The sequence below is a fragment of the Calothrix sp. NIES-3974 genome (assembly GCF_002368395.1).
Lineage (GTDB): Bacteria > Cyanobacteriota > Cyanobacteriia > Cyanobacteriales > Nostocaceae > NIES-3974.
The window spans coordinates 5,270,786-5,292,207 of record NZ_AP018254.1; the positions used below are offsets into that span (position 1 = coordinate 5,270,786).

The window sequence follows — 21,422 nt, forward strand, 5'->3', positions numbered from 1 at the left end:
ATAGGATTTTGGATTTTAGATTTTGGATTAGGGAGGGACTAATTTTCGAGTGAATAGTTTAAACTATTCAGTTTGAGGTTGGTGCAAAGCCCCCAAATGCTGCTGATGACTATTTTCTATCCCCCCTTCCCTGTTCCCCTGCTTCTTCCCACCCGTCAATATTCTGTATTTTGGTTAAAAACTTCCAAAATTTGCCGACAGAAGTTTTTGAGTTTATCAGTAATTTCCGTTGTTGGTTGGGTATTACCAACTACTTGCCAGCTTTCGACAGTTGAAAGTCGCCAAGCTTCTCCTTGGTGATCAAAACCGGCGATTTCCACACCGATAGCGCGACGAACTTGACTGAATTGGTCTTGGTAAAAGCGAATTTGGAATAATAAACTACGGCATTTCCAAGAGCGGCTAAAACCGGGAAAATGGAAGCCGATGTCAATGGAGTCGGGGTCAATAAATTCACGGGTTTCGGGGTCATTTTGCCAAGGTTTGAGGTCGGAACGGGCATCGGGAAATTCAAATTTGAATAGATTTACAACTGTAGCGATTTTGCTAGCAAATTCTAGGCTGGTTGCCATCTCCGCTGCGTTCACTAAGGGATACTCCTTTTGATGAAAAATGAACTTGTTATTGATACAATTCTAAAAACATCTTGACAGAATGGGCATTGTTGGTGTTTTAGCTTATCAACAGTTTTTCGGATTCGCAACTGCAAATGATGCATTCTGGATATATTTTTGGTATAAAACTGGTTTTTCGGGTGGGGAAATTTTCTCGTGGGAATAGTGAATGGAAAAGTGAATTGGCAATCTGTGGATTTTGCTGAGGGTGAAATTTTTGTATCACAAATTGCATTTATTGAGTGATAAACACGGAGTCAAGAAAAATTTTTAGCAAATCTCTAGTAAATATAAACGAGAATATACGCGTAACGTTTTAAAATGACACTGTTGATTGGCAAACAGGTTTAGCTCTATATTATGGCGCGTCAAAGAACATTCATTTCCCTAATTTTAGTATTAATTACAACTTTCCTGGTCGGCTGTGGAAGTCCAACGGAGGCTGTTCCACCTCCAGTCTATACACCTGCGCAGTTGGAGAAAATCCAGAAATATGCGACGGATATTTATGCAGTGCGCGATCGCGCGGCGGAATTACAGTCCTTGATTGAGAACAGGGATTGGATCAAGGTTGGTAATTTTATTCACGGACCAATGGCGGAAGCACGGTATGATATGAATTATATTGTGCCGAATTTGTTACCAAGTGAGCAATCTAAAGCCAGACAAATTACCCGTGACTTGTTCAATAGTTTGGTTAAAATTGACCAAGCTGCTAGCGACGGGAACCAACGTGTGGCTTTAAATAGTTATGATGCTGCCTATGCCAGTATTGAAAAGTTCCTAGATTTATTACCCGAATTGCCGCAAACCCCCGCACTGGAATCCGGGGAAGAAGGTTAATTAGTTCACGGTTGATGGTTGACAGTTGAGGGTTGACTTGGGAAGTTAGAATTAATTTTGCTTTTAAGTGGGTTAATTCTGGCTTCCTGAGCATGGATTTAACCGCTATTTTCCTTATCCTTGGGTTTCTTCCATGACACGTGTAGTTATTATTGGTTGCGGTGTAGTTGGTGCTGCGATCGCCTACGAATTGAGTCAAGTTTCTGGTTTGGATATTTTGGTGATTGACCGGGAATACCCCGCTCAAGCAGCGACCGGTGCGGCTTTGGGGGTATTGATGGGAATTATCAGCCAGAAAATCAAGGGTAAGGCTTGGCGGATGCGGCATCAAAGTATCGAAACATACAACCGATGGATTCCAGAAATTGAGGAAATCACGAAAACGCGGATTCCCTTTAATCGCCAAGGGGTGTTAATGTTGCTGATGGCGGATGCTCCTGGGGAATATTGGGGTGTTTCCCAATGGCAGGATTTAGCAGCAATTAGGAAAACCCAGGGTTGGGATTTGCAAGTATGGGATGCGCAGCAGGTTTATAGTAGTTGTCCCCAGGTGCAGCATCCAGGGGTATTAGGAGCAGTTTATTCACCCTGCGATCGACAACTTGATCCGACATTACTAACCCAAGGTTTAATTCAAGCAGCACAATATCGAGGGGTAAAAACCCAGTTTGGTACGGAAGTTATTAAAATAGGATATCTTCCCAATGGCAAATGTGTGGTAGTTACGCACCAGTCAGAGATGGGAGCCGATTGGGTAGTAATTGCAGCTGGATTGGGTTCCTCAGCCTTAACCGCAGGTTTACAGCAACATATTGATATTCGTCCGGTATTGGGACAGGCGATACAGGTCAGATTAGGTCATCCTTTAGGAAATAGTCAATTTCAACCCGCACTCACAGGGAATGATGTACACATTGTCCCCTGTAATGGGGGAATCGCTCCTCCTACAGATTACTGGATTGGTGCTACAGTCGAATTTGCCAACAAAGAGGGTGAAATACCTCCGAATGCGGAATTACTCCAATCAGTGTATTCCCAAGCCATTAGCTTTTGTCCTGAACTCGCACAAGCCGAAATTATTAAACAATGGTCAGGATTACGTCCCCGACCCGAAGGTCGTCCCGCACCCATCATTGAAAAATTACCCAACTGCGATCGCATTTTCATCGCCTCTGGTCACTATCGTAACGGTGTATTACTTGCTCCTGCCACCGCGATCGCAATTCGTGAGATGATAGATTCTGTTAGCAGTTAACTGGTGACTGTTGTCTGTTGCGAACGATATATAAATAGCAATCTGAAATTTGGGATCAGATTATTTAAGATCAGAACCTTGTGAAGCCAAAATGACTAAACAAAGCTGAATCTAAAATCTCAGATGCCAAATCTATCACAAGTCGGGCTTTTTAGACACGCTTTGGGCAACTTTCCGAAGATTGGTATTGATATGTCTAGAATACCAGACATTTGTCATCAAAACCCAACTTCTCACCCCCAATCCAAAATCTAAAATCTAAAATCCAAAATAATAATGTCTGTTTCCGAACAAAAAATTAAAATCAACCAATTTGAATGGTTCTACCGCGAAGCCAAACCCATCGGTCGCAGTGATTTAATTCCGGTGATTTTGCTGCATGGAATCGTATCCCAGAGTTACTCATGGCGTAATATTATTCCCAAATTAGCCCACCAGGGAACCCATGCGATCGCCCCAGATTGGTTGGGTTGTGGTTTTTCCAGTAAACCCGATCAACGTAGTTTTAATTATACACCGGATGCCTTTGTTAACGCCTTGGCAGATTTCGTTGATGCCCTAAAATTAGAGAAATTTTCCCTTGTGGTTCAAGGTTTTCTCGGTTCCGTCGGTCTTCAATACGCATTACGTAATTCCGACCGGATTGCCAATATTGTAATTTTAAATGCACCCCTTTCCCCAAATGCAAAATTACCCTGGAAAATTCAACAAATGGGATTACCCTTAGCAGGGGATATGATGGTACAAGACCCCCTGCTGGTAGATCGAACTTTGGAAGGGGGAGCGCGTTATGTAATTCCCGAAGAAGATTTAACCGTATATCGCAAACCATTTTTAACCACTTCTGCTTCCGGACGCAGTTTACTTGCAACAATCCGTAACCTTGATCTGCATCAAGCCATGACGGAGATTGAAACCGGATTTAAACAGTGGTCAAAACCCGTTCTCATCCAATGGGGGATGATTGACCCGTGGTTAAACGTGGAAATGGCCGAAAGCTTCTGTAACAACTTAAAAAACGGTGAACTCATCCGTCTCAATAACGTTGGACACTATCCCCAAGAACACTACCACGAAGCCATTTTACCAGATTTATTACCCTTCCTGCGCTGCTCCCAATCTATCGATAGTCGGGAGTAGAAATGCGACATGTGGTGTCTCTAACTCTAAAGGGGTCGGAAAACTTTCCGACCAAGCTATTCTAGGACAGCAACGCCACATGTGCGTCTAAAAGCGGCTTCTGACCTCAAAGAAAAGAGAAACTGCGTTATTCCCATCTACGAGATGGCTACTCCCTGACTCCCAGTCGTTATTCTGGGTTGGTCAAGTATTAGGTGGTAGTTAGAATCTGCGGAAAAAGTCTTTGAGGGAGGGTAGGGAGTAGTTTGAAGCCAACAATTCTACTTTTCATCAGCTCCAAAAAATGACAGATGCAAGGTTTTTGTAGCTCCTGTACACCTATTTCTTTGCACTTTTGGCGACTAAACTACCCTCAAAAGCTTACAAGATAAGAGTTTTACTATTCTAAACAAACCCTAGTTAAGAGTAAATAGCATCAAAATAGTGCAAATCAACTATTAGGAGTAATATTTTATTTTTGAAAAAACTAAGTACAGCTTCCTTAAGAGTTCCACCCAACCCTGTTCCTTAGCTACGCAACTCATGATCAATATTCAAATCAGATTCTGATAATTACTGATATCAAAAACTTCCCTTGACAATTCTGTACTAACTAGAGAAACAGGCTTTTTCATCTTTTCACAGATATAAACGGTGAGTTTACCAGGACTTTATATATTATCGTAAAAATACGGTTAGATTAGATACTGAGAAAAGCAAAAGCAGTGACGGCGATTGGAATGATTAAGTTAACGATTATGGGAATATCAAATCCATTCCTAAAACCTTAAATTCCCACTGATACTAACTTTATTTTCTCAGGAAAAAGAATTTAAATTCACTGTTCATCTACCTATTTCAACAAAGGCTCAGATATGAAAGCAGTAATTTTGGCTGGGGGATTAGGAACTCGCTTAAGCGAAGAAACCAGTATCAAACCAAAACCAATGGTAGAAATAGGTGGTAAGCCAATTCTTTGGCATATCATGAAAACCTATTCAGCCCACGGTATTAATGATTTTATTATTTGCTGTGGTTATAAAGGGTATGTAATTAAGGAATATTTTGCTAATTATTTTTTACACATGTCAGATGTCACCTTTGACATGCGTTTTAATCAAATGAATGTCCATGCAGGTAAAGCGGAACCTTGGAAAGTGACTTTGGTCGATACCGGAGAAACCACCATGACCGGAGGACGGTTGAAACGGGTACGGGAACATATTGGAAACGAAACCTTTTGCTTTACCTATGGTGACGGTGTTTCCAATGTGAATATTACGGAATTAGTGGAATTTCACAAAAACCAGAAAACCTTGGGAACAATGACTGCGGTGCAACCACCGGGAAGATTTGGTGCAATTGTCCTCGGTGCAGAACAAACCAAAATTAGTAGTTTCCGAGAAAAACCAGAAGGTGACGGTGCTTGGATTAACGGTGGTTATTTCGTCCTCGAACCAGAGGTCATTGACCTGATTCCTGGAGATGAAACCGTTTGGGAAAAGGAACCCCTAGAAACATTAGCTGCTAAAGAACAACTCAGTGCTTATAAACACGACGGTTTTTGGCAACCGATGGATACCCTCAGAGACCGCAATTACCTAGAAGGACTTTGGAGTAGTAACAAAGCTCCCTGGAAAGTTTGGTAGGAGAGAATATTAGGAAACAGGAGATGGAAAACTAAGTTATCTTATTCCTTCACTACTCCCAGTTCCCCACTCCCTACAATTTCTCTGGATTTGCGCCAAATGTGGGTGTAAATGCTTGAAAACTGGGACAAAAGCTGTAAATCGAAAATAATAGAGTTTAGTTACAGGGGTTAGCGCACCTATGTATGATTTTGCGATAATTGGTGGAGGTATTGTTGGACTATCGACGGGGATGATGTTAGGTAAAAAATATCCCCATGCTCGAATTTTAGTCCTAGAAAAGGAAAGCCAGTGGGCATTTCACCAAACGGGTAACAATAGTGGTGTCATTCATTCGGGAGTTTACTATAAACCCGGTAGCTTTAAGGCGAAGTTTTGTCGTGATGGCGCTAACTCAATGGTGCAATTTTGTCAAGAACACGGCATTGATTACGAAGTCTGCGGTAAAGTGATTGTCGCCACAAAGGAAGCTGAACTGCCTCGACTGGAAAATTTATACCAGCGAGGTTTGGATAATGGTATCCCAGTCAAGCGGATTTCGGCAGAGGAAGTGAAGGAATATGAACCCCATGTCAGTAGTGTGGGGGGAATTTTCGTGAAAACGACAGGTATAGTAAACTACAAGCAGGTCTGTTGTAAATACGCGGAAACGATACAAACTCAAGGTGGTGAATTACGTCTAAATACCAAAGTTTTACGGATTATATCCACCAGCGATCGCCAAATTATTGAAACCAATAACGGTGAATTTGCGACCAAATTTGTGATTAACTGTGCTGGATTATTTAGCGATCGCATAGCCAAGTTAGCAGGGGTGAATCCGCAAGCGAAAATAGTTCCCTTCCGAGGCGAATATTACGAGCTAATACCGGAAAAACGCTATCTAGTCAAGGGTTTGATATATCCCGTACCCAATCCAGCTTTTCCCTTTTTAGGTGTCCACTTTACCCGCATGATTGATGGTAGTGTCCACGCTGGACCCAATGCGGTTCTCAGTCTCAAACGGGAAGGTTATACCAAAACTGATTTCGATTTACGGGATTTTGCTGAGGTCATGACCTATCCGGGTTTTTGGAAATTAGCTGCTAAACATGCCGACGAAGGAATTAAAGAAATTATCCGTTCTTTTAGTAAAGCCGCCTTTGTACGTAGTCTCCAGCAACTAATCCCGGAAGTAACAGCCGCAGATGTAATTCCCACCCATGCAGGAGTACGCGCTCAAGCTTTGATGGAAAATGGCGCACTAGTGGATGACTTTTTGATTATCCACACCGAAAATGCTGTCCATGTCTGCAATGCTCCCTCCCCCGCAGCCACATCATCCTTGGAAATCGGCAAAGCAATTGTTGCCGAAATTCCTCAGCCTACTTCTGTACGTACCGTTTCAGTCTAGAACAGTACGATATTTTTCGTGAGGCAAATTTACCATTACCTTGTAAACTAGAATTCACGTAAATATATTTACGATTACTTCCAGTCGTAATGGTTATATTTTTTACTCGCGATAAAATTTGTTGACAGTTAACCGTCAACCTTTAACCAAATTCATTATCGGGGGTGTGTAACGGCAGAATTAAAATCAGAATTAACTGCGATTACACCCTCTCATCAACTCATTTATTCCACTATTCTACAGGAACTGCAATCATGAAAGTTTTAGTCACTGGTACAGAAGGATACTTAGGCTCCCTATTACCACCTTTACTCATTGAACGCGGTCATGAAGTAATTGGCGTAGATACAGGTTATTACAAAACTGGTTGGCTATATAACGGTACCAATATCACAGCTAAAACTCTCAACAAAGATATCCGCCACATTGAACTCGAAGACCTCCAAGGTGTCGATGCCATTGTTCACATGGCAGAACTTTCCAATGACCCCACCGGACAACTTGCCCCCAACATTACCTATGATATTAACCACAAAGGCTCTCTACGTCTTGCCAATTTGGCAAAAAAAGCGGGAGTACGTCGTTTTGTGTACATGTCTTCCTGTAGTGTGTACGGAGTTGCAACAGAAGGTGATGTCACCGAAGAATCCCCCGTTAATCCCCAAACTGCTTACGCTGAGTGTAAAACCCTGGTGGAACGGGATGTAAAACCCCTCGCAGATGATAACTTTTCCCCCACCTTCATGCGAAATGCGACAGCCTTTGGAGCTTCACCCCGGATGCGGTTTGATATTGTGTTGAACAACTTAGCAGGATTAGCTTGGACAACGAAACAAATCAAAATGACTAGTGATGGTACACCTTGGAGACCTTTAGTTCATGCTTTAGATATTTGCAAAGCGATTGTTTGTACATTGGAAGCACCAAGGGATATTGTTCATAATCAAATATTTAATGTTGGTGACACTAGCAATAATTATCGTGTGAAAGAAATTGCCGAAATCGTTGCAGAGGTGTTTCCTGGTTGTGAACTCAGCTTTGGTACACAGGGTGCGGACAATCGCAGTTATCGGGTTTCCTTTGAGAAAATTAATACCCTTTTACCAGGGTTTAAATGTGATTGGGATGCACAACGAGGTGCAAAGCAATTGTATGACATCTTTTCTCGGATTGATATGACTCCAGAAGTGTTTAATTCACCTGGATTTACCCGCTTAAAACAACTGGAATATTTAATCCGCACCCAACAAATTGACAAGGACTTCTTCTGGACAAAAACCACTGTTGGCGTGTAACTGTTGGATAGGGAATTGACTAGTATTGACTAATAATTAATTTGTATTGAGGGAAACATGCGTTTTATTGAAACAGAACTGAAAGGGGCATATATCATTGAATTGGAAGAAAAACACGACCATCGTGGTTTCTTTGCCCGGACATTTTGTGCTAAGGAATTTGAAGAACACGGTTTAAAACCTGCTGTTGCCCAATGTAACCTTTCATTTAACTATAAAAAAGGTACACTGCGGGGGATGCACTATCAAACTCCTCCAGCAGCAGAAACTAAACTAGTACGTTGCGTCAAAGGTGAAATCTACGACGTAATTATTGATATGCGTCCCGAATCGCCAACCTTTTTGCAACATATTGGGGTGGAATTGACGGCTGACAATCATCGAGCGTTGTACGTACCGGAAATGTTTGCCCACGGATACCAAGCTTTGACCGATGGTGCGGAAGTTCTGTACCAAGTCGGTGAATTTTATACACCCGGTTACGAAAAAGGTTTACGTTATAATGATCCCTTTTTCAATATCCAATGGCCGATGGAAGTTACGGAGATTTCGGAAAAAGATTTAAATTGGCCTTTACTCCGAATGATGACCGTGGGAGCTGCGGAAGGTTAATTGGGATTTTGGATTATAGTTTGCACGCTGAGATATTTTTCTTGGGGTTTGTTGACGGTTGACCTTTAGGGATTTATCTCAACTAAAATCTCACTGATTGACCGTGGAAAGTATATCTAAATAATCCGGAAATAGATTTGAGATGTCTCTAACCTGGGTGGAGATTCCCTCTGAGTCAAGAGTTTAGCTTTGAGGTCTATGTCTGGATTTTGGATTATCCAAAAGCTCTGAATTGTTCAAACACTTTTATGCGCTGGACTGGAGCAAAATATTTATCTTGTTAATTCCCCAGATGGTAAAATGTGATTTTAAATACATAGAGTTTCAGATACATAATTTTACTGAGGGAAAATATACGGATAGGGTGATGCTACTCCAGAACAGAAGAATATTACAGAGCGTGAAATTTGCATCAGGGTGAGTACTTAATTAGGGCTTGCTAACTTCCTTATTGAGCAAGTAGGTAGATTCATCAGTGGAACCAATTGGGAAGTTATGTGACTAAAAATTTCAGGGTCAAAATAAAGAGTTACGTACAGGAGTAGAATTAATGATTATTGTCGATCGCGCATTACAAGCACGGGCAGAAGCTGGTAATCCCGTGAAGGTGGGGATGATTGGTGCGGGTTTCATGGGACGGGGAATTGCGAACCAAATTATTAACTCCGTACCGGGAATGGAATTGGTAGCAATTTTTAACCGTAATTTGGAAGCTGCCAAACGTGCTTACGCTGAGGCAGGTATCGAATCAGTTCAAGAAGTCACCAATATCACCCAACTAGAAGACGCGATCGCTCGCGGTGCATATGCGGTCACTGATGATGCTATGTTATTATGTCGCGCTCAGGGTTTGGATGCCTTGATTGAAGTCACAGGGGCTGTGGAATTTGGCGCACAGGTGGTCATGGAGGCGATCGCAAACCACAAACATGTGGTGATGATGAATGCGGAATTAGATGGGACAATTGGTTGTATTCTCAAGGTTTACGCTGATAAAGCGGGGGTGATTCTCACTGCTTGTGATGGGGATCAACCGGGAGTACAGGCGAATCTATACCGATTTGTGAAAAGTATCGGTTTAACTCCCCTGCTGTGCGGTAATATCAAAGGCTTGCAAGACCCCTACCGCAATCCTACCACCCAGGAAGCCTTTGCACGGCAGTGGAAACAAAAAGCCCACATGGTGACTAGCTTCGCCGATGGCACCAAAATTTCCTTTGAGCAGGCAATCGTGGCGAATGCGACTGGGATGACCATTGCTAAACGGGGTATGATTGGTTACGACTTTAATCGCCACAAAGAGGAGCTAATTGAGCGGTTTAATCTCAACTATACTGGTCATGTGGACGATATCACCAAAATGTATGACGTGGAGCAACTCAAGGCGCTTGGTGGTATCGTTGATTACGTTGTCGGTGTCAAACCTGGTCCGGGTGTGTTTGTATTTGCAACCCATGACGACCCGAAACAACAGCACTATTTAAACCTTTATAAACTTGGGGAAGGACCACTATACAGTTTCTATACCCCTTACCACCTGTGTCATTTTGAAGTGCCGATTTCCGTGGCTCGTGTCGTCCTCTGCCAAGATTCTGTCCTCAGTCCCCTGGGAGCGCCCCAGGTAGATGTGGTTACCACCGCCAAAATTGACCTGAAGGCTGGAGAAACCCTAGATGGTATTGGCTACTACATGACCTACGGACAGTGTGAGCGCTCAGATATTACCAGAGAGCAAAAACTATTACCAATGGGATTAGCGGAAGGATGTCGTCTCAAACGGGATATCCCCAAAGATCAAGTACTCACCTACGATGATGTCGAACTGCCGACGGGTAGACTGTGCGATCGCCTACGCGCGGAACAAGATGCCTATTTTGCCCCTCAAAAAGTAATGGCAGCAGTTTAAACTCCGTAAATCCTCGTAAATCGTGCAACCGAATTATTTAGATTTGATATTTTTAGTTTTAAATGTCTGTAAATATATCCAGATGACATGCATTTAGACCTAGGAGTAATCATAATATAAAGAAACCGTCGGTTGCGACGATTTACAAAGGTGTAGGGCACAATCACACTGGTTATATAGCTTTAAAAATAAATTATATTAACTGATTTATTTGCAATTTCACCAATCTAAGTTACGTAACCTGTCTTTCTCACAATTTCCTAAAACCGATAGGGAGTAGGGAATAGTGATTAGGGAGTAGAAGGGAAATTAATCCTTCACTCAAGACTCATAACTTACTTGTGAGAAATCCGGGGTAACTCAAGGGAGAAAACTATCACAATAGAATTCGCATTTATTTGGCGATTGACCATTAGAGACACACCCAGATGTGGAGGCATTATGCCAACTCATATTCAAAAACTCAGGGAATACTGATATGAAAATTGCTCTCGTCCATGATTATTTAACCCAGCGTGGTGGGGCAGAGCGTGTATTTGAACTACTATGTAAACGCTACCCCGACGCTGATATATATACATCATTATATGACCGCGATCGCACCATTGATTTAGGCGACCGGATTGTTAATACCACCTTTTTACAAAAAATCCCTGGTGCAGCCAAATACTTTCGCCTCATGGCACCCTTTTATTTTCCGGCATTTCGGTCTCTGGATTTACAAGACTACGATCTAATCATTAGCAGTAGTACCAGTTTTGCGAAGGCGGTCAAAAAAAAGCCCGGTGCCAAACATATTTGTTTTTGTCACAATATCACACGGTTTTTGTGGGATACGGAAACCTATTTGCGAGAATATGGAGATTACCGTTACTTTGCCCCTTTAATTGAACAAATTTTTGGGGTGATGCGTAAAGTGGATCTGTCCTATTCCCAGGAACCAGACCTATACATTGCCAATTCTAGCATTGTCGCCCGTCGGATTCAAAAAACCTACGGCAAACAAGCCATCGTCATTAATTATCCGATTGATACGCACAAATTCACCTATTCTAACGTCAAAGACGAATATTACCTTGCTTCTGCCCGAATGATTAGCTATAAACGACTAGATATCATAATTGAAGCATTCAATTGGTTAGGATGGCGATTATTAATTTCTGGTGATGGTCCAGAACGGGAAAGACTACAAGCTAGGGCAATGCCAAACGTGGAATTTTTAGGACATGTTAGTGACGCTAAACGCACACAACTGTTTGCTGAGGCTAAATCAGTAATCGTTGCAGCTTTAGAAGACTATGGATTAGTACCAGTAGAAGCAAATGCTAGTGGTACACCCGTAGTTGCCTACGGAGCAGGTGGAGTTTTAGACACCCAAATTCCCGGTAAAACCGGCGTATTTTTCAAACGTCAGACCCCGGAATCATTGCAAGCTGCCTTGATGGAAGCTGAAGCCACAAACTGGAATTACGAAATTATACGTAATCATGCCGTCCAAAACTTTTCCGAGGAAGCCTTTTTCGGCAAAGTCAACCAAGTAATTGCACAGGCTTGTAGCTTGCAAAAATCATAAACTGATTTGTTAGCTGAGGGATAAAAAAAGTGATTCAGACCACAGTCAATCCAGTTCTCAAACCAGCCACGGATAACGATCCGGGGTATGGACAATTGTTTGCGATTTTAGTCAGGCGATTTCCTTGGTTTTTAGGAGTTTTCTTAGCTTCGATTGCGATCGCCGGATTCATCACCAAACGAACTCCAAGCACCTATCAAAGTGGAATGCAACTGCTGGTCGAACCCAACTTTAGGGGTAAACAGCAAGGTGGTGAGGTTTCTGGAACCCAATTTACCGACCCCAGTATCGAGATCGACACGGCGACACAGTTAAATTTGATGCGTAATACCGAACACATCCAAAAAGCTGTGGCCATGTTGGAAGCGGATTATCCCGACCTGACGGTTGAGCGGGTACGGCGCTCCTTAGTGTTATCCCAAGTTAAGGAAAAAGAAGATAACGTCGCCACCAAAATATTTGACGCAAAATATACCGACACAGACCCGGTAAAAACCCAACGTGTTCTCGAAGCCCTGCAAAAAGTCTATTTAGAATACAACGAACAACAGCAGGAAGATCGCCTCAGCAAAGGTTTGAAGGTGATTAACGAACAACTCGAACGGGTGCGCAAAGACCTAGCGGATTCGGAAACCCGATTACTGAGATTCCGTAAAACCCAAAACCTAACTGATCCGGAATCCCAAGTCAAAAATCTTGAGCAGGAATTAGCGGTAATTGAACAGGAACGACGTAATGTCCGCGCTCAACACAATGAGGTTCTAGCAAGATACAATTCCTTAAGGACTCAGTTGCAACGCACACCCCAAAACGCCCTGGTATCAGCCCGCTTAAGCCAATCAACCCGCTACCAATCATTGCTCAACGAGATCCAAAAAACCAATTTAGCCCTGGAACAGGAAAGGTTACGGTTTACCGATGAGGCTCCCAGTGTAGTTAAACTCGTGGAACAGCGTCAACGCCAACAAATACTCCTCCAACAGGAAGTTGCCAAAACCTTGGGAGGAGACCCCAATGCAATTAACCAGGTGATTACCAACGACCTGCAATCCCAAGGTAATGATAGCCAAATTGACTTGAATTTGGCAGCCCAACTAGTGGAAGCTCAAACCAATATTTTCGGGTTACAAGCTCGCGACCAAACCTTGAACCAAAAAGAAAATCAAGTGCGAGCTGAATTAAAACGCTATCCGGCTCTGTTGGCGGAATTTAACCGCTTACAGCCCCTTGTCAACCTCAATCGCCAAAGATTAGAGGAATTGCTGAGGGCAGAACAAAAACTCCGTCAGGAATTGGATAAGGGTGGATTTGTTTGGGAAGTGGTGGAAAAACCCCAAAAAGGTATTTTTCAGGGACCAAACATGCAGCAGAACTTGATGCTAGGAGGTGTGGTCGGTTTAATTTTAGGGGGAATTACCGCCGCAATCCGGGAAGCTTCCGATGATGCTGTCCACACAACTGCCGAACTAGAAAAACAATTTGCCATTCCCGTACTGGGTACTACCCCCAAACTGCCACCCGCAAGGAACCGGGATTCGGTGATCAAATTACCCTTCGGCAAACCCGATGCATCAGCACCTTGGACGATTCAAGTTCTCCAGTCTTCTCCCCGATGGGAATCCTTGGATTTAATTTACAAAAATATTGAGTTGCTCAACTCCGTAACAGCGCTCAAATCATTGATGGTGACATCAGCTTTACCGGACGATGGTAAATCCGCTTTAGCTCTGGGATTAGCCATGAGTGCAGCTAGATTACATAAACGCGTCCTGCTGATTGATGCCAATCTCCGGGAACCGAGTTTACATAAACAATTAAACCTACCCAACGAACAGGGTTTATCCACCTTACTAGCAAACGATGTGGATTTGCCCAACCAGATTAGTATCCAATCCTCCGGTTCCTCGTTTATTGATATACTGACAGCAGGTCCTGTACCAGCTGACCCAGCCAACCTACTCAGTTCTCCCCGAATGAACCAATTAATGGCCACCTTCGAGGATAATTACGATTTAGTCTTGGTTGATGCACCCCATGTTTTGGGTATTGTTGATGCCTTATTAGCTGGTTCTGCTTGTCGCAGCACAATTATGGTTGCAAGCATTGGTCGAATCACGCGATCGCAATTAGCCCAAGCTACAGCAATGTTAACCAAACTGAATTTAATTGGGGTAGTTGCCAACGGAGTTAGTAATTCCGATAGCACCTATATTCCTTACAACCAGCAACATCGTTTAGCCCTGCAACAAGCTGTCGAAAAGTAATCATCACCAGGATTTCTCACAAATCCCTAAAACTGACAGGAAGTAGGGAATGGGGAATAGGGAATAGTAGGAAAATTAATCCATTACTCAACCCTTACCCTCACTTACTTCAAATGTAGGGTGACAGTTTTTGGTTTTTAGTCTTTGTTATATTCCTCAATATCGATACAACTATAAAACATGCGATTTCCTCCTGTAATCAGGACGCGATCGCATTTTTTATTTGCCTATTGCCTATCTTCAATTAAAAAGTTCTGTATCCTTTTAATTCAGCAATCAATAAACCTACAGCTTTCAGTCAGCCCCCATGTTGTTGGGACACAACCAAACAATAAAATAGCTTATTCCCACTCCCTCCGCATCAAGGGAGTACGAATATTCACTGGTTTTTGGTGAAAAAATACAAAGAAAACAAATTCATCTGTAGGATAATGCTATAATCATCATTGAGAATTTATAGTTAAAAACTACGTATTTACCCAGTTTTGACAGTTTATCACAGCTTAATAATTCCGGCAGCGAGCAGCCGAGAAATTAAAGACTGAATAAAGAATGAACCTAATATTTTGTCATCAGTAAAGATGTTAGGTATCCTAGAAATTAAGCAATCTGCAAAAAATACAAACAATCAGCAGTAGAAATCCGCAATCTTGTGGAAATCAACCTCTGAAAAAATAAGTAATTAGGCAAACAGGTCTGCTCAAGAAATCCCCCAACCAGTAGCAAAACTTCAGTAGAAAAACTGTCCACCGCCCTTGCAACCGTATCAGTATTTTTTGGGAAAGCTGGGAATATATAATTTGCAAGCATTACTAGCATCAATTCGCCTATACAGTGGACTATCTTCCAGTCCAAGTGTCTGACAATCAATTAAGTATAATCAATATGAAAACCTCCATAATTCCGAAATTAGACAATGCTCCCAGAATTGAGAACAGTTACAACAGTCGAGATTTCACCGAAAATAAATTAGAAAATACTAGCGACTCCCCCTACTGTAGTTTGAAATGGCGGATGGGACAACTATTAGTTTTGCCAGCAGGACAACAAAAACAACCTTACTTACCAGCACTTGATAATACTGAGAACCTAGTTAAATGCCTCAAACATTCTCCTGTTAGCATAGTTCGTTTAGATCCCCATCTGGGAGAATATCGAATCAAAACCTGGACACAAGCCTGCGCACAAGCGGAAAAACCAGTTTATTTAAATATATCCCGATTAGAAAGACATTTTCAATCACCAAGCAACTTGAGCCAACCTGTGCAATTGGTGCTGGAATGGATAGTCGCATTGATATTGCTAATTGCTCTGAGTCCAGTTTTTTTGTGCTTGGTTACGGTGATGCAAATATATTCTCCCGGTGAAGTATTTTCTCCAGAATGGTATGTTGGCAAAAGAGGAAAAATCTTTCAGCGACTCAAACTCCATATCCAGGATGAAAACAACTTAGTAACTTGGACACTTTGCAAATTAGGTTTAGATAACCTACCCCAACTGATCAATGTTCTGCGTGGGGAAATCTCCTTGTTTGGACACCGGGGTTGGTCTCTAGAGGAGGTATTAGAACAAAACCGGGAATTTTCACAAAGCAAAGGATTTTTCGGAATTACCAGCAAGTGGCAAATTGAATCAGATACTAAAGTACTACATTTAGATAGTCAAACCCTGTAATTTGCAAATTGGATTAGGGGATTGTCGCTGGAATCTGGTAATCCCCACCAAAAGAAGGAAGATGTTGGGAAAACAAACTAGAAACCCGACTGAGGAAGTCGGGTTTTTCAGTAAGCAATTTTCTACCCATATATTAAAGTATTTGTTTAAAGTATTCATGAGGTATTGATACTAGTCATACTTAGTGCCAAGATTAAGTAGTGTAAAAAATGTCATTAACTATAACTATGTAAGTAGGTGGTGAAAATTATCTTTGAGATCAGGGAGTAGGGAGCATTGAGTAGGAGTAAGACTTTGAACCGAATGTCGGTTACATTGCGATTTTATGTTGAATTGCACCTACTACTTATTAACTAATCAATATTTTCAGATTTTGTGCAGAGTCGGCAAATTCATTGATGAAAATACTCCAAATCATCCATAGACACCTAGTTGCTTCTTGCCAAAGTCATCAAAAACACTTTATTCCAGTCGCTAAACTAATTAAATTATTTATCCTATCCTAACTAACTGCAAAATTTAATTCTCTATCTCTTGCCAAACTGACAACACCTTAACCTGATATTAATAAGGTTGCATCAAAATCGATTATTCTGTAATGGCGAATTAAACGTATAAAAAATTATGGGTCTTCAAATATCATCTCTCATGGGAAGTCTAGTCAAGGCGACAAAGTTTTGGCAGGATAATTATTTAATTTTACGGGAGTTTAAACACTTTCGTCGGGCTACTGTTCTTGCGGTTATCTTTACCCTATTTACAGCATCCTTTGAAGGGGTGAGTATTGGTTTTCTACTATCCTTTCTTCAAAGCTTAATTTCACCCGATCAACCAGCGAAAATTGGGATTGCTATTCTTGATAACTGGATTAGTGCCAATGCAGCAGTGATTAATCCCCTTTATGTTGTCTCCCTATTGATTCTATTAAGTACCTGGATTCGTTCCCTATTTGGTTATTTTGCTGGTATTTACAACGAAAAAGTTCAATTACTCCTAGCAGACCGTTTACGAAAACAAATATTTGAACAATTACAATCTCTTCCCCTTGGTTATTTTACCGATACTCGTTCCGGGGAAATAGTCAATACCATGACAACGGAAATTGAAAGGCTAAAACAAGTATTTGGAGGAGTAGCCTTTTTCCTCACCCGCGCAGCAGTAGTGGTAGTTTACTTCATCTGCATGTTTCTAATTTCTTGGCAATTGTCCTTGATTTCCGTTTTAGTTTTTTCCCTATTAGCGGTTGGTTTAACTACTTTAAATCGAAGAGGTCGGGAAGCTAGTTTTGGAATTTCTGAAGCCAACGCCGTATTTAATTCCAATGCCTTTGAATTTATTAACGGGATTCGCACTGTCCAAGCCTTTGCCACCCAAGAATACGAACGTCGGCGATTTTATCATAACAGTTTAAAATTGTTAAACGCATCCAACAAAGTCGTTTATGCTTGGTTATTAGTGAAACCCATTGCTGAAGCGATCGCAACTACGGCGATGATTAGCTTGATTATTGTTTCCTTTACCAAGTTTACGATTCCGGCAGCTTCATTATTAACATTCTTCTTTGTATTGGTACGGGTAGTCCCCAGTGTTCAGGATATCAATGGTACATTAGCCTTCCTCAGTACCCTCAGTGGTTCCCTAGAAGCAATTAAGGAATTATTACGTACCGACAACAAAACCTACTTTGAAAATGGCTATCTGCCCTTCAAAGGCTTAAAACGTTCCATTGATATCGTTTCTGTAGACTTTGCCTACGACCAAAAAAATTTGGTGTTGCATAACGTCACCCTATCAATTGAGTCCGGGAAAATGACCGCCTTGGTAGGTTCTTCCGGTGCAGGTAAAACCACCCTAGCCGATTTGATCCCACGATTTTACGACCCCACAGAGGGGCAAATTTTCATTGATGGCGTGGATTTACGAACATTAGACATCAACACCCTGCGTCAGCGCATGGCCGTTGTTAGCCAAGATACATTTATTTTTAATACCTCTGTACGTGAAAATATTGCCTACGGTTCCCCCGATGCAACGGAAGAGCAAATCCGTAAAGCCGCTAAATTAGCCAATGCCCTAGAATTTATTGAGGATATGCCGGAAGGATTTGATACAAGATTGGGAGACCGGGGGGTACGTTTATCAGGGGGACAACGCCAACGAATTGCGATCGCTCGAGCTTTACTACGTGATCCCGAAATCCTCATCTTAGATGAAGCCACTAGTGCTTTGGATTCGGTCTCCGAAAGATTAATTCAAGAATCGATTGAACAGCTATCTGTGGGTCGAACCGTAATTGCGATCGCCCATCGACTTTCAACAATTGCCAAGGCTGATAAGGTGGTAGTTCTAGAAGGTGGATATATTGTTGAACAAGGTAGGTATCAAGATTTACTCGAACAACGTGGTAAGTTTTGGCGATATCACCAAATGCAACACCAATCTGGATATGCCAACTAAAATATTCGACCACACTAAAAACGACGGGTGGGGTCAGGGAGTAGCCGTCACGTAATACATACACCAGAATTTATGAAAGTGGATTTTTCCTACTTCCATCACGGACTAATCACCGGAATTTTTAGGAGTTTGTGAAAAATCCGGAAAAACCATAATTATAGGTTGTTTTCCATCTCTACATACTACATTAATTCCGCCTACACCTGAGTGTGGGCAGAATCTTTATAGCAAATTAAAGATTTTGTAGAGCATACCTACGTGTAATCCACATTTAAGATTTTAGGGGTTAATATTATCACATTAGATGTGTCACACATCTATATCCATCTGTGGAATCTGGTTCAGGATGTAAGAAGTGGGATGCAATAAGATGCAAAACTCAGGATAGTTACATGAACTCGCCGAAGTTGTCTCCTTTTTAGTAATCATCAGAAGTGCAAAGTTACTAACTATTAGTTATTCTATACTTTCACATTTAAACGCCCATGTTGGTTTCTATTATTATTGCTAACTACAATTATGCACGTTATTTGACCGCAGCCGTAACTTCCGTGTTAAAGCAAAGTTACCAAAATTTCGAGATTGTGATTGTAGATGATGGCTCTACAGATAACAGTCGCGAGGTGATTGAAAACATTCAAAAACAAAATTCCGATCGAGTTCGGGCGATTTTTCAAGCTAATCAAGGACAGGGAGGTGCATTTAATACCGGATTTGCCGCAGCAAGTGGGGAAATAATTGCTTTTCTCGACGCAGATGATATATGGAAACCAAATAAATTAGAGCGGATTGTTCGGGAGTTTGCTGACTCAAAAGTTGTTGGGGTGATGCATCAATTAGAAAATATTGATGCCGATGGCAATCAACTAGAGACTTCCCCACCCTTGGCTCTACCGAATAATTTGGCTGAATTAATTATTAAAACCGGCAATGCTTGGTTTTTCCCGCCAACATCAGCACTTTCTTACCGTCGTTATGCACTTTCCCAGGTCTTTCCTGTGAATGCGGTTAAATGGCGTACTTGCATGGATGGATGTATTATCTACTGCACCTCTTTCCTCGGCGATATCAAAACATTACCAGATTTTCTCGGTGGTTATCGCATTCATGATGCAAATAATCACATCACAACCCAGAGTTCATCTGCGAATCCAGCACGGGACTTAGCGGGAATTGAAATGACTAATGAATACATTAATCAATTTCTCGAGAAAATCAATGATCCACGACGGGTAAGCCTAGGCAATAATCTGCAATATCAAAGAACCAAATATTACTATGAGGGAGTTTTTTCCTGGTTAAAAACATGGCAAATTATTCAGCTAATCTGGCAGTGGCCCCTATATTCTACATCCGACAAATTATACTTTATCATGCGCTTTCTGCTTAAAAGTAGCAAAATGTGGAGACTGTTTCCCCAGAAAAGCTCAGAGGTTGTTAGTAGTTAGAGGTGGTAATAGTCTGCGCTGACGGCAAAATGATATTTTCAGCTATGTTCACTAGTTCTGAAATATTGGTGAATAAATGATGTAGTATAAATATCAACAGAATATAACACCCTCTTTATTCTTAGCAACCAAAAAATTCGTGCATATACAAAATCTAAATTGCCTTTTTCCTGGCTATGCTTCATCTAAATTTTGTATATGTAAAACTATTGTTTAGGTAAATACTAGCAAGCAGTTAATCATCACGAATGGTCATAAACTAGTAAACAGCATCAGCGAATCGAAATGGGAATTTTTATGAAGTTAGAGGTTGTATCTGGATATGGCAATATCTACTGATGAACAAAATAACTTACCCATGGTAAGTGTGATTACACCTACATACAACCGTCCTCATTATTTAAAAGAAGCATTGCTCAGTGCATTAGGACAAACTTACTCTAATATCGAAATTATTGTTTCTGATAATTGTAGTCCAGAAGATCCGCGATCGCTGATTGAGTCATTTGCAGATGGGAGAATCCGGTTTTTCCGTAATTCAGCGAATCTGGGAATGTTCACTAACACCATGAATGCTTTGAAAATGGCACAGGGTAAGTATGTGGCTTTTCTGTTGGATGATGATTTATGGGAGCCGGATTTTTTAGAAAAGTTAATTCCTCCCTTGGAAAAAAATCCAGATTTAGCCTTAGCTTTTTGTGACCATTACGTAATTGATGCTGATAGTCGGATTGACGAGGAAAAAACCTGTGAGTATTCCCGGAGGTATAAACGCGCAGACCTGCAAGAAGGGATATATCAACCATTTTATGAATTAGCTCTGGTGCAGCGTGCGGTATCTTCTGCAACTGCGGCGGTGATGCGGCGGGAATTAATCGACCCGGAAAGTATACCTCCGGAAGTCGGTGGTTCTTGGGATATCTATATAAATTATTTATGTTGTCGGACTGGAATGGGTGCTTATTTTTACCCAGGGAAGCTGACGCGCTATCGGGATCACGAACAAACCGATACCAATCAGAGTGGTACTCGTAACTATCAGGCAAAAATTCGGAAAGCCCAAGCAGATATGTTTTGTTATGGGGTATTTATGGATGATGAACGTTTGTCGGCTTATAAATCCTATTTTCAAAAACAATGCGGATTTGTGAGTACCAGCCTAGGAATAGGATTGATGCGATCGCAACAGGTAACGGATGCTCGTAGTTGTTTGTGGAAGTCACTCCATCAACAGTTTAGTTTACGGACTGCTGTGGCTTTGTTCCTCAGTTTTGCACCCGCAAAAATCGCTGCTAGGTTTTGAAATGGTATTAAGACTAA

15 protein-coding genes are annotated in these 21,422 nt (G+C 41.6%); 14 read left to right on the forward strand and 1 reads right to left on the reverse strand.

The window, feature by feature from the left end; all coding sequences use genetic code 11:
- Window positions 1–155: 155 nt before the first annotated feature.
- Window positions 156–587 carry a hypothetical protein gene (locus CDC37_RS21005; protein WP_096624813.1) on the reverse strand — a complete coding sequence of 144 codons (432 nt, stop codon included), beginning with the start codon at window positions 585–587 and terminating at the stop codon, window positions 156–158.
- A 387-nt stretch (window positions 588–974) separates the two neighbouring features.
- Between CDC37_RS21005 and psbQ the strand changes: the two genes are divergently transcribed.
- The 14 genes from psbQ (at window position 975) to CDC37_RS21075 (ending at window position 21,405) form a co-directional block, all read left to right on the forward strand.
- A complete protein-coding gene (psbQ, locus tag CDC37_RS21010; RefSeq protein WP_096624815.1) occupies window positions 975–1,457 on the forward strand; it encodes a photosystem II protein PsbQ in 483 nt (160 codons plus the stop codon).
- 133 nt (window positions 1,458–1,590) lie between these two features.
- Window positions 1,591–2,712, forward strand: a complete 1,122-nt coding sequence (locus CDC37_RS21015) for an NAD(P)/FAD-dependent oxidoreductase (RefSeq protein ID WP_096624817.1) — start codon at window positions 1,591–1,593, stop codon at window positions 2,710–2,712.
- 276 nt (window positions 2,713–2,988) lie between these two features.
- Window positions 2,989–3,852: an alpha/beta fold hydrolase gene (locus CDC37_RS21020; protein ID WP_096624819.1), complete on the forward strand. Its 864-nt coding sequence runs from the start codon at window positions 2,989–2,991 to the stop codon at window positions 3,850–3,852.
- Between the two features lie 854 nt (window positions 3,853–4,706).
- The gene (gene rfbF / locus CDC37_RS21025) at window positions 4,707–5,480 is read left to right on the forward strand and encodes a glucose-1-phosphate cytidylyltransferase (protein ID WP_096624821.1); all 774 of its coding nucleotides are present in this window, start codon (window positions 4,707–4,709) and stop codon (window positions 5,478–5,480) included.
- 181 nt (window positions 5,481–5,661) lie between these two features.
- Window positions 5,662–6,873 (forward strand): L-2-hydroxyglutarate oxidase, encoded by a 1,212-nt coding sequence (lhgO, locus tag CDC37_RS21030; protein WP_096624823.1) that lies wholly within the window; start codon window positions 5,662–5,664, stop codon window positions 6,871–6,873.
- 254 nt (window positions 6,874–7,127) lie between these two features.
- Window positions 7,128–8,168 carry an NAD-dependent epimerase/dehydratase family protein gene (locus CDC37_RS21035; RefSeq protein ID WP_096624825.1) on the forward strand — a complete coding sequence of 347 codons (1,041 nt, stop codon included), beginning with the start codon at window positions 7,128–7,130 and terminating at the stop codon, window positions 8,166–8,168.
- A 57-nt stretch (window positions 8,169–8,225) separates the two neighbouring features.
- The gene (rfbC, locus tag CDC37_RS21040; protein WP_096624827.1) at window positions 8,226–8,780 is read left to right on the forward strand and encodes a dTDP-4-dehydrorhamnose 3,5-epimerase; all 555 of its coding nucleotides are present in this window, start codon (window positions 8,226–8,228) and stop codon (window positions 8,778–8,780) included.
- A 550-nt stretch (window positions 8,781–9,330) separates the two neighbouring features.
- The gene (locus CDC37_RS21045) at window positions 9,331–10,686 is read left to right on the forward strand and encodes an NAD(P)H-dependent oxidoreductase (protein WP_096624829.1); all 1,356 of its coding nucleotides are present in this window, start codon (window positions 9,331–9,333) and stop codon (window positions 10,684–10,686) included.
- Between the two features lie 478 nt (window positions 10,687–11,164).
- Window positions 11,165–12,259, forward strand: coding sequence for a glycosyltransferase (locus CDC37_RS21050; RefSeq protein WP_096624831.1), 1,095 nt, complete (start codon window positions 11,165–11,167; stop codon window positions 12,257–12,259).
- 29 nt (window positions 12,260–12,288) lie between these two features.
- Window positions 12,289–14,523 (forward strand): GumC family protein, encoded by a 2,235-nt coding sequence (locus CDC37_RS21055; protein WP_096624833.1) that lies wholly within the window; start codon window positions 12,289–12,291, stop codon window positions 14,521–14,523.
- An 885-nt stretch (window positions 14,524–15,408) separates the two neighbouring features.
- Window positions 15,409–16,197 carry a heterocyst development glycosyltransferase HepC gene (hepC, locus tag CDC37_RS21060; protein WP_096624835.1) on the forward strand — a complete coding sequence of 263 codons (789 nt, stop codon included), beginning with the start codon at window positions 15,409–15,411 and terminating at the stop codon, window positions 16,195–16,197.
- A 624-nt stretch (window positions 16,198–16,821) separates the two neighbouring features.
- Window positions 16,822–18,654, forward strand: a complete 1,833-nt coding sequence (gene hepA / locus CDC37_RS21065; protein WP_096624837.1) for a heterocyst formation ABC transporter subunit HepA — start codon at window positions 16,822–16,824, stop codon at window positions 18,652–18,654.
- Window positions 18,655–19,139: 485 nt separating this feature from the next.
- The gene (locus CDC37_RS21070; RefSeq protein WP_096624839.1) at window positions 19,140–20,102 is read left to right on the forward strand and encodes a glycosyltransferase family 2 protein; all 963 of its coding nucleotides are present in this window, start codon (window positions 19,140–19,142) and stop codon (window positions 20,100–20,102) included.
- Window positions 20,103–20,424: 322 nt separating this feature from the next.
- Entirely contained in the window at window positions 20,425–21,405 is a 981-nt protein-coding gene (locus CDC37_RS21075; RefSeq protein WP_096624841.1) for a glycosyltransferase family 2 protein, read from the forward strand.
- The last annotated feature ends 17 nt before the right edge of the window (window positions 21,406–21,422 follow it).

Excerpts from the sequence above, each read along its gene's own strand:
- psbQ (WP_096624815.1), top strand. The coding sequence starts at position 975 with ATGGCGCGTCAAAGAACATTCATTTCCCTAATTTTAGTATTAATTACA.
- CDC37_RS21015 (WP_096624817.1), top strand. The coding sequence starts at position 1,591 with ATGACACGTGTAGTTATTATTGGTTGCGGTGTAGTTGGTGCTGCGATC.
- CDC37_RS21020 (WP_096624819.1), top strand. The coding sequence starts at position 2,989 with ATGTCTGTTTCCGAACAAAAAATTAAAATCAACCAATTTGAATGGTTC.
- rfbF (WP_096624821.1), top strand. The coding sequence starts at position 4,707 with ATGAAAGCAGTAATTTTGGCTGGGGGATTAGGAACTCGCTTAAGCGAA.
- lhgO (WP_096624823.1), top strand. The coding sequence starts at position 5,662 with ATGTATGATTTTGCGATAATTGGTGGAGGTATTGTTGGACTATCGACG.
- CDC37_RS21035 (WP_096624825.1), top strand. The coding sequence starts at position 7,128 with ATGAAAGTTTTAGTCACTGGTACAGAAGGATACTTAGGCTCCCTATTA.
- rfbC (WP_096624827.1), top strand. The coding sequence starts at position 8,226 with ATGCGTTTTATTGAAACAGAACTGAAAGGGGCATATATCATTGAATTG.
- CDC37_RS21045 (WP_096624829.1), top strand. The coding sequence starts at position 9,331 with ATGATTATTGTCGATCGCGCATTACAAGCACGGGCAGAAGCTGGTAAT.
- CDC37_RS21050 (WP_096624831.1), top strand. The coding sequence starts at position 11,165 with ATGAAAATTGCTCTCGTCCATGATTATTTAACCCAGCGTGGTGGGGCA.
- hepC (WP_096624835.1), top strand. The coding sequence starts at position 15,409 with ATGAAAACCTCCATAATTCCGAAATTAGACAATGCTCCCAGAATTGAG.
- hepA (WP_096624837.1), top strand. The coding sequence starts at position 16,822 with ATGGGTCTTCAAATATCATCTCTCATGGGAAGTCTAGTCAAGGCGACA.
- CDC37_RS21070 (WP_096624839.1), top strand. The coding sequence starts at position 19,140 with ATGTTGGTTTCTATTATTATTGCTAACTACAATTATGCACGTTATTTG.
- CDC37_RS21075 (WP_096624841.1), top strand. The coding sequence starts at position 20,425 with ATGGCAATATCTACTGATGAACAAAATAACTTACCCATGGTAAGTGTG.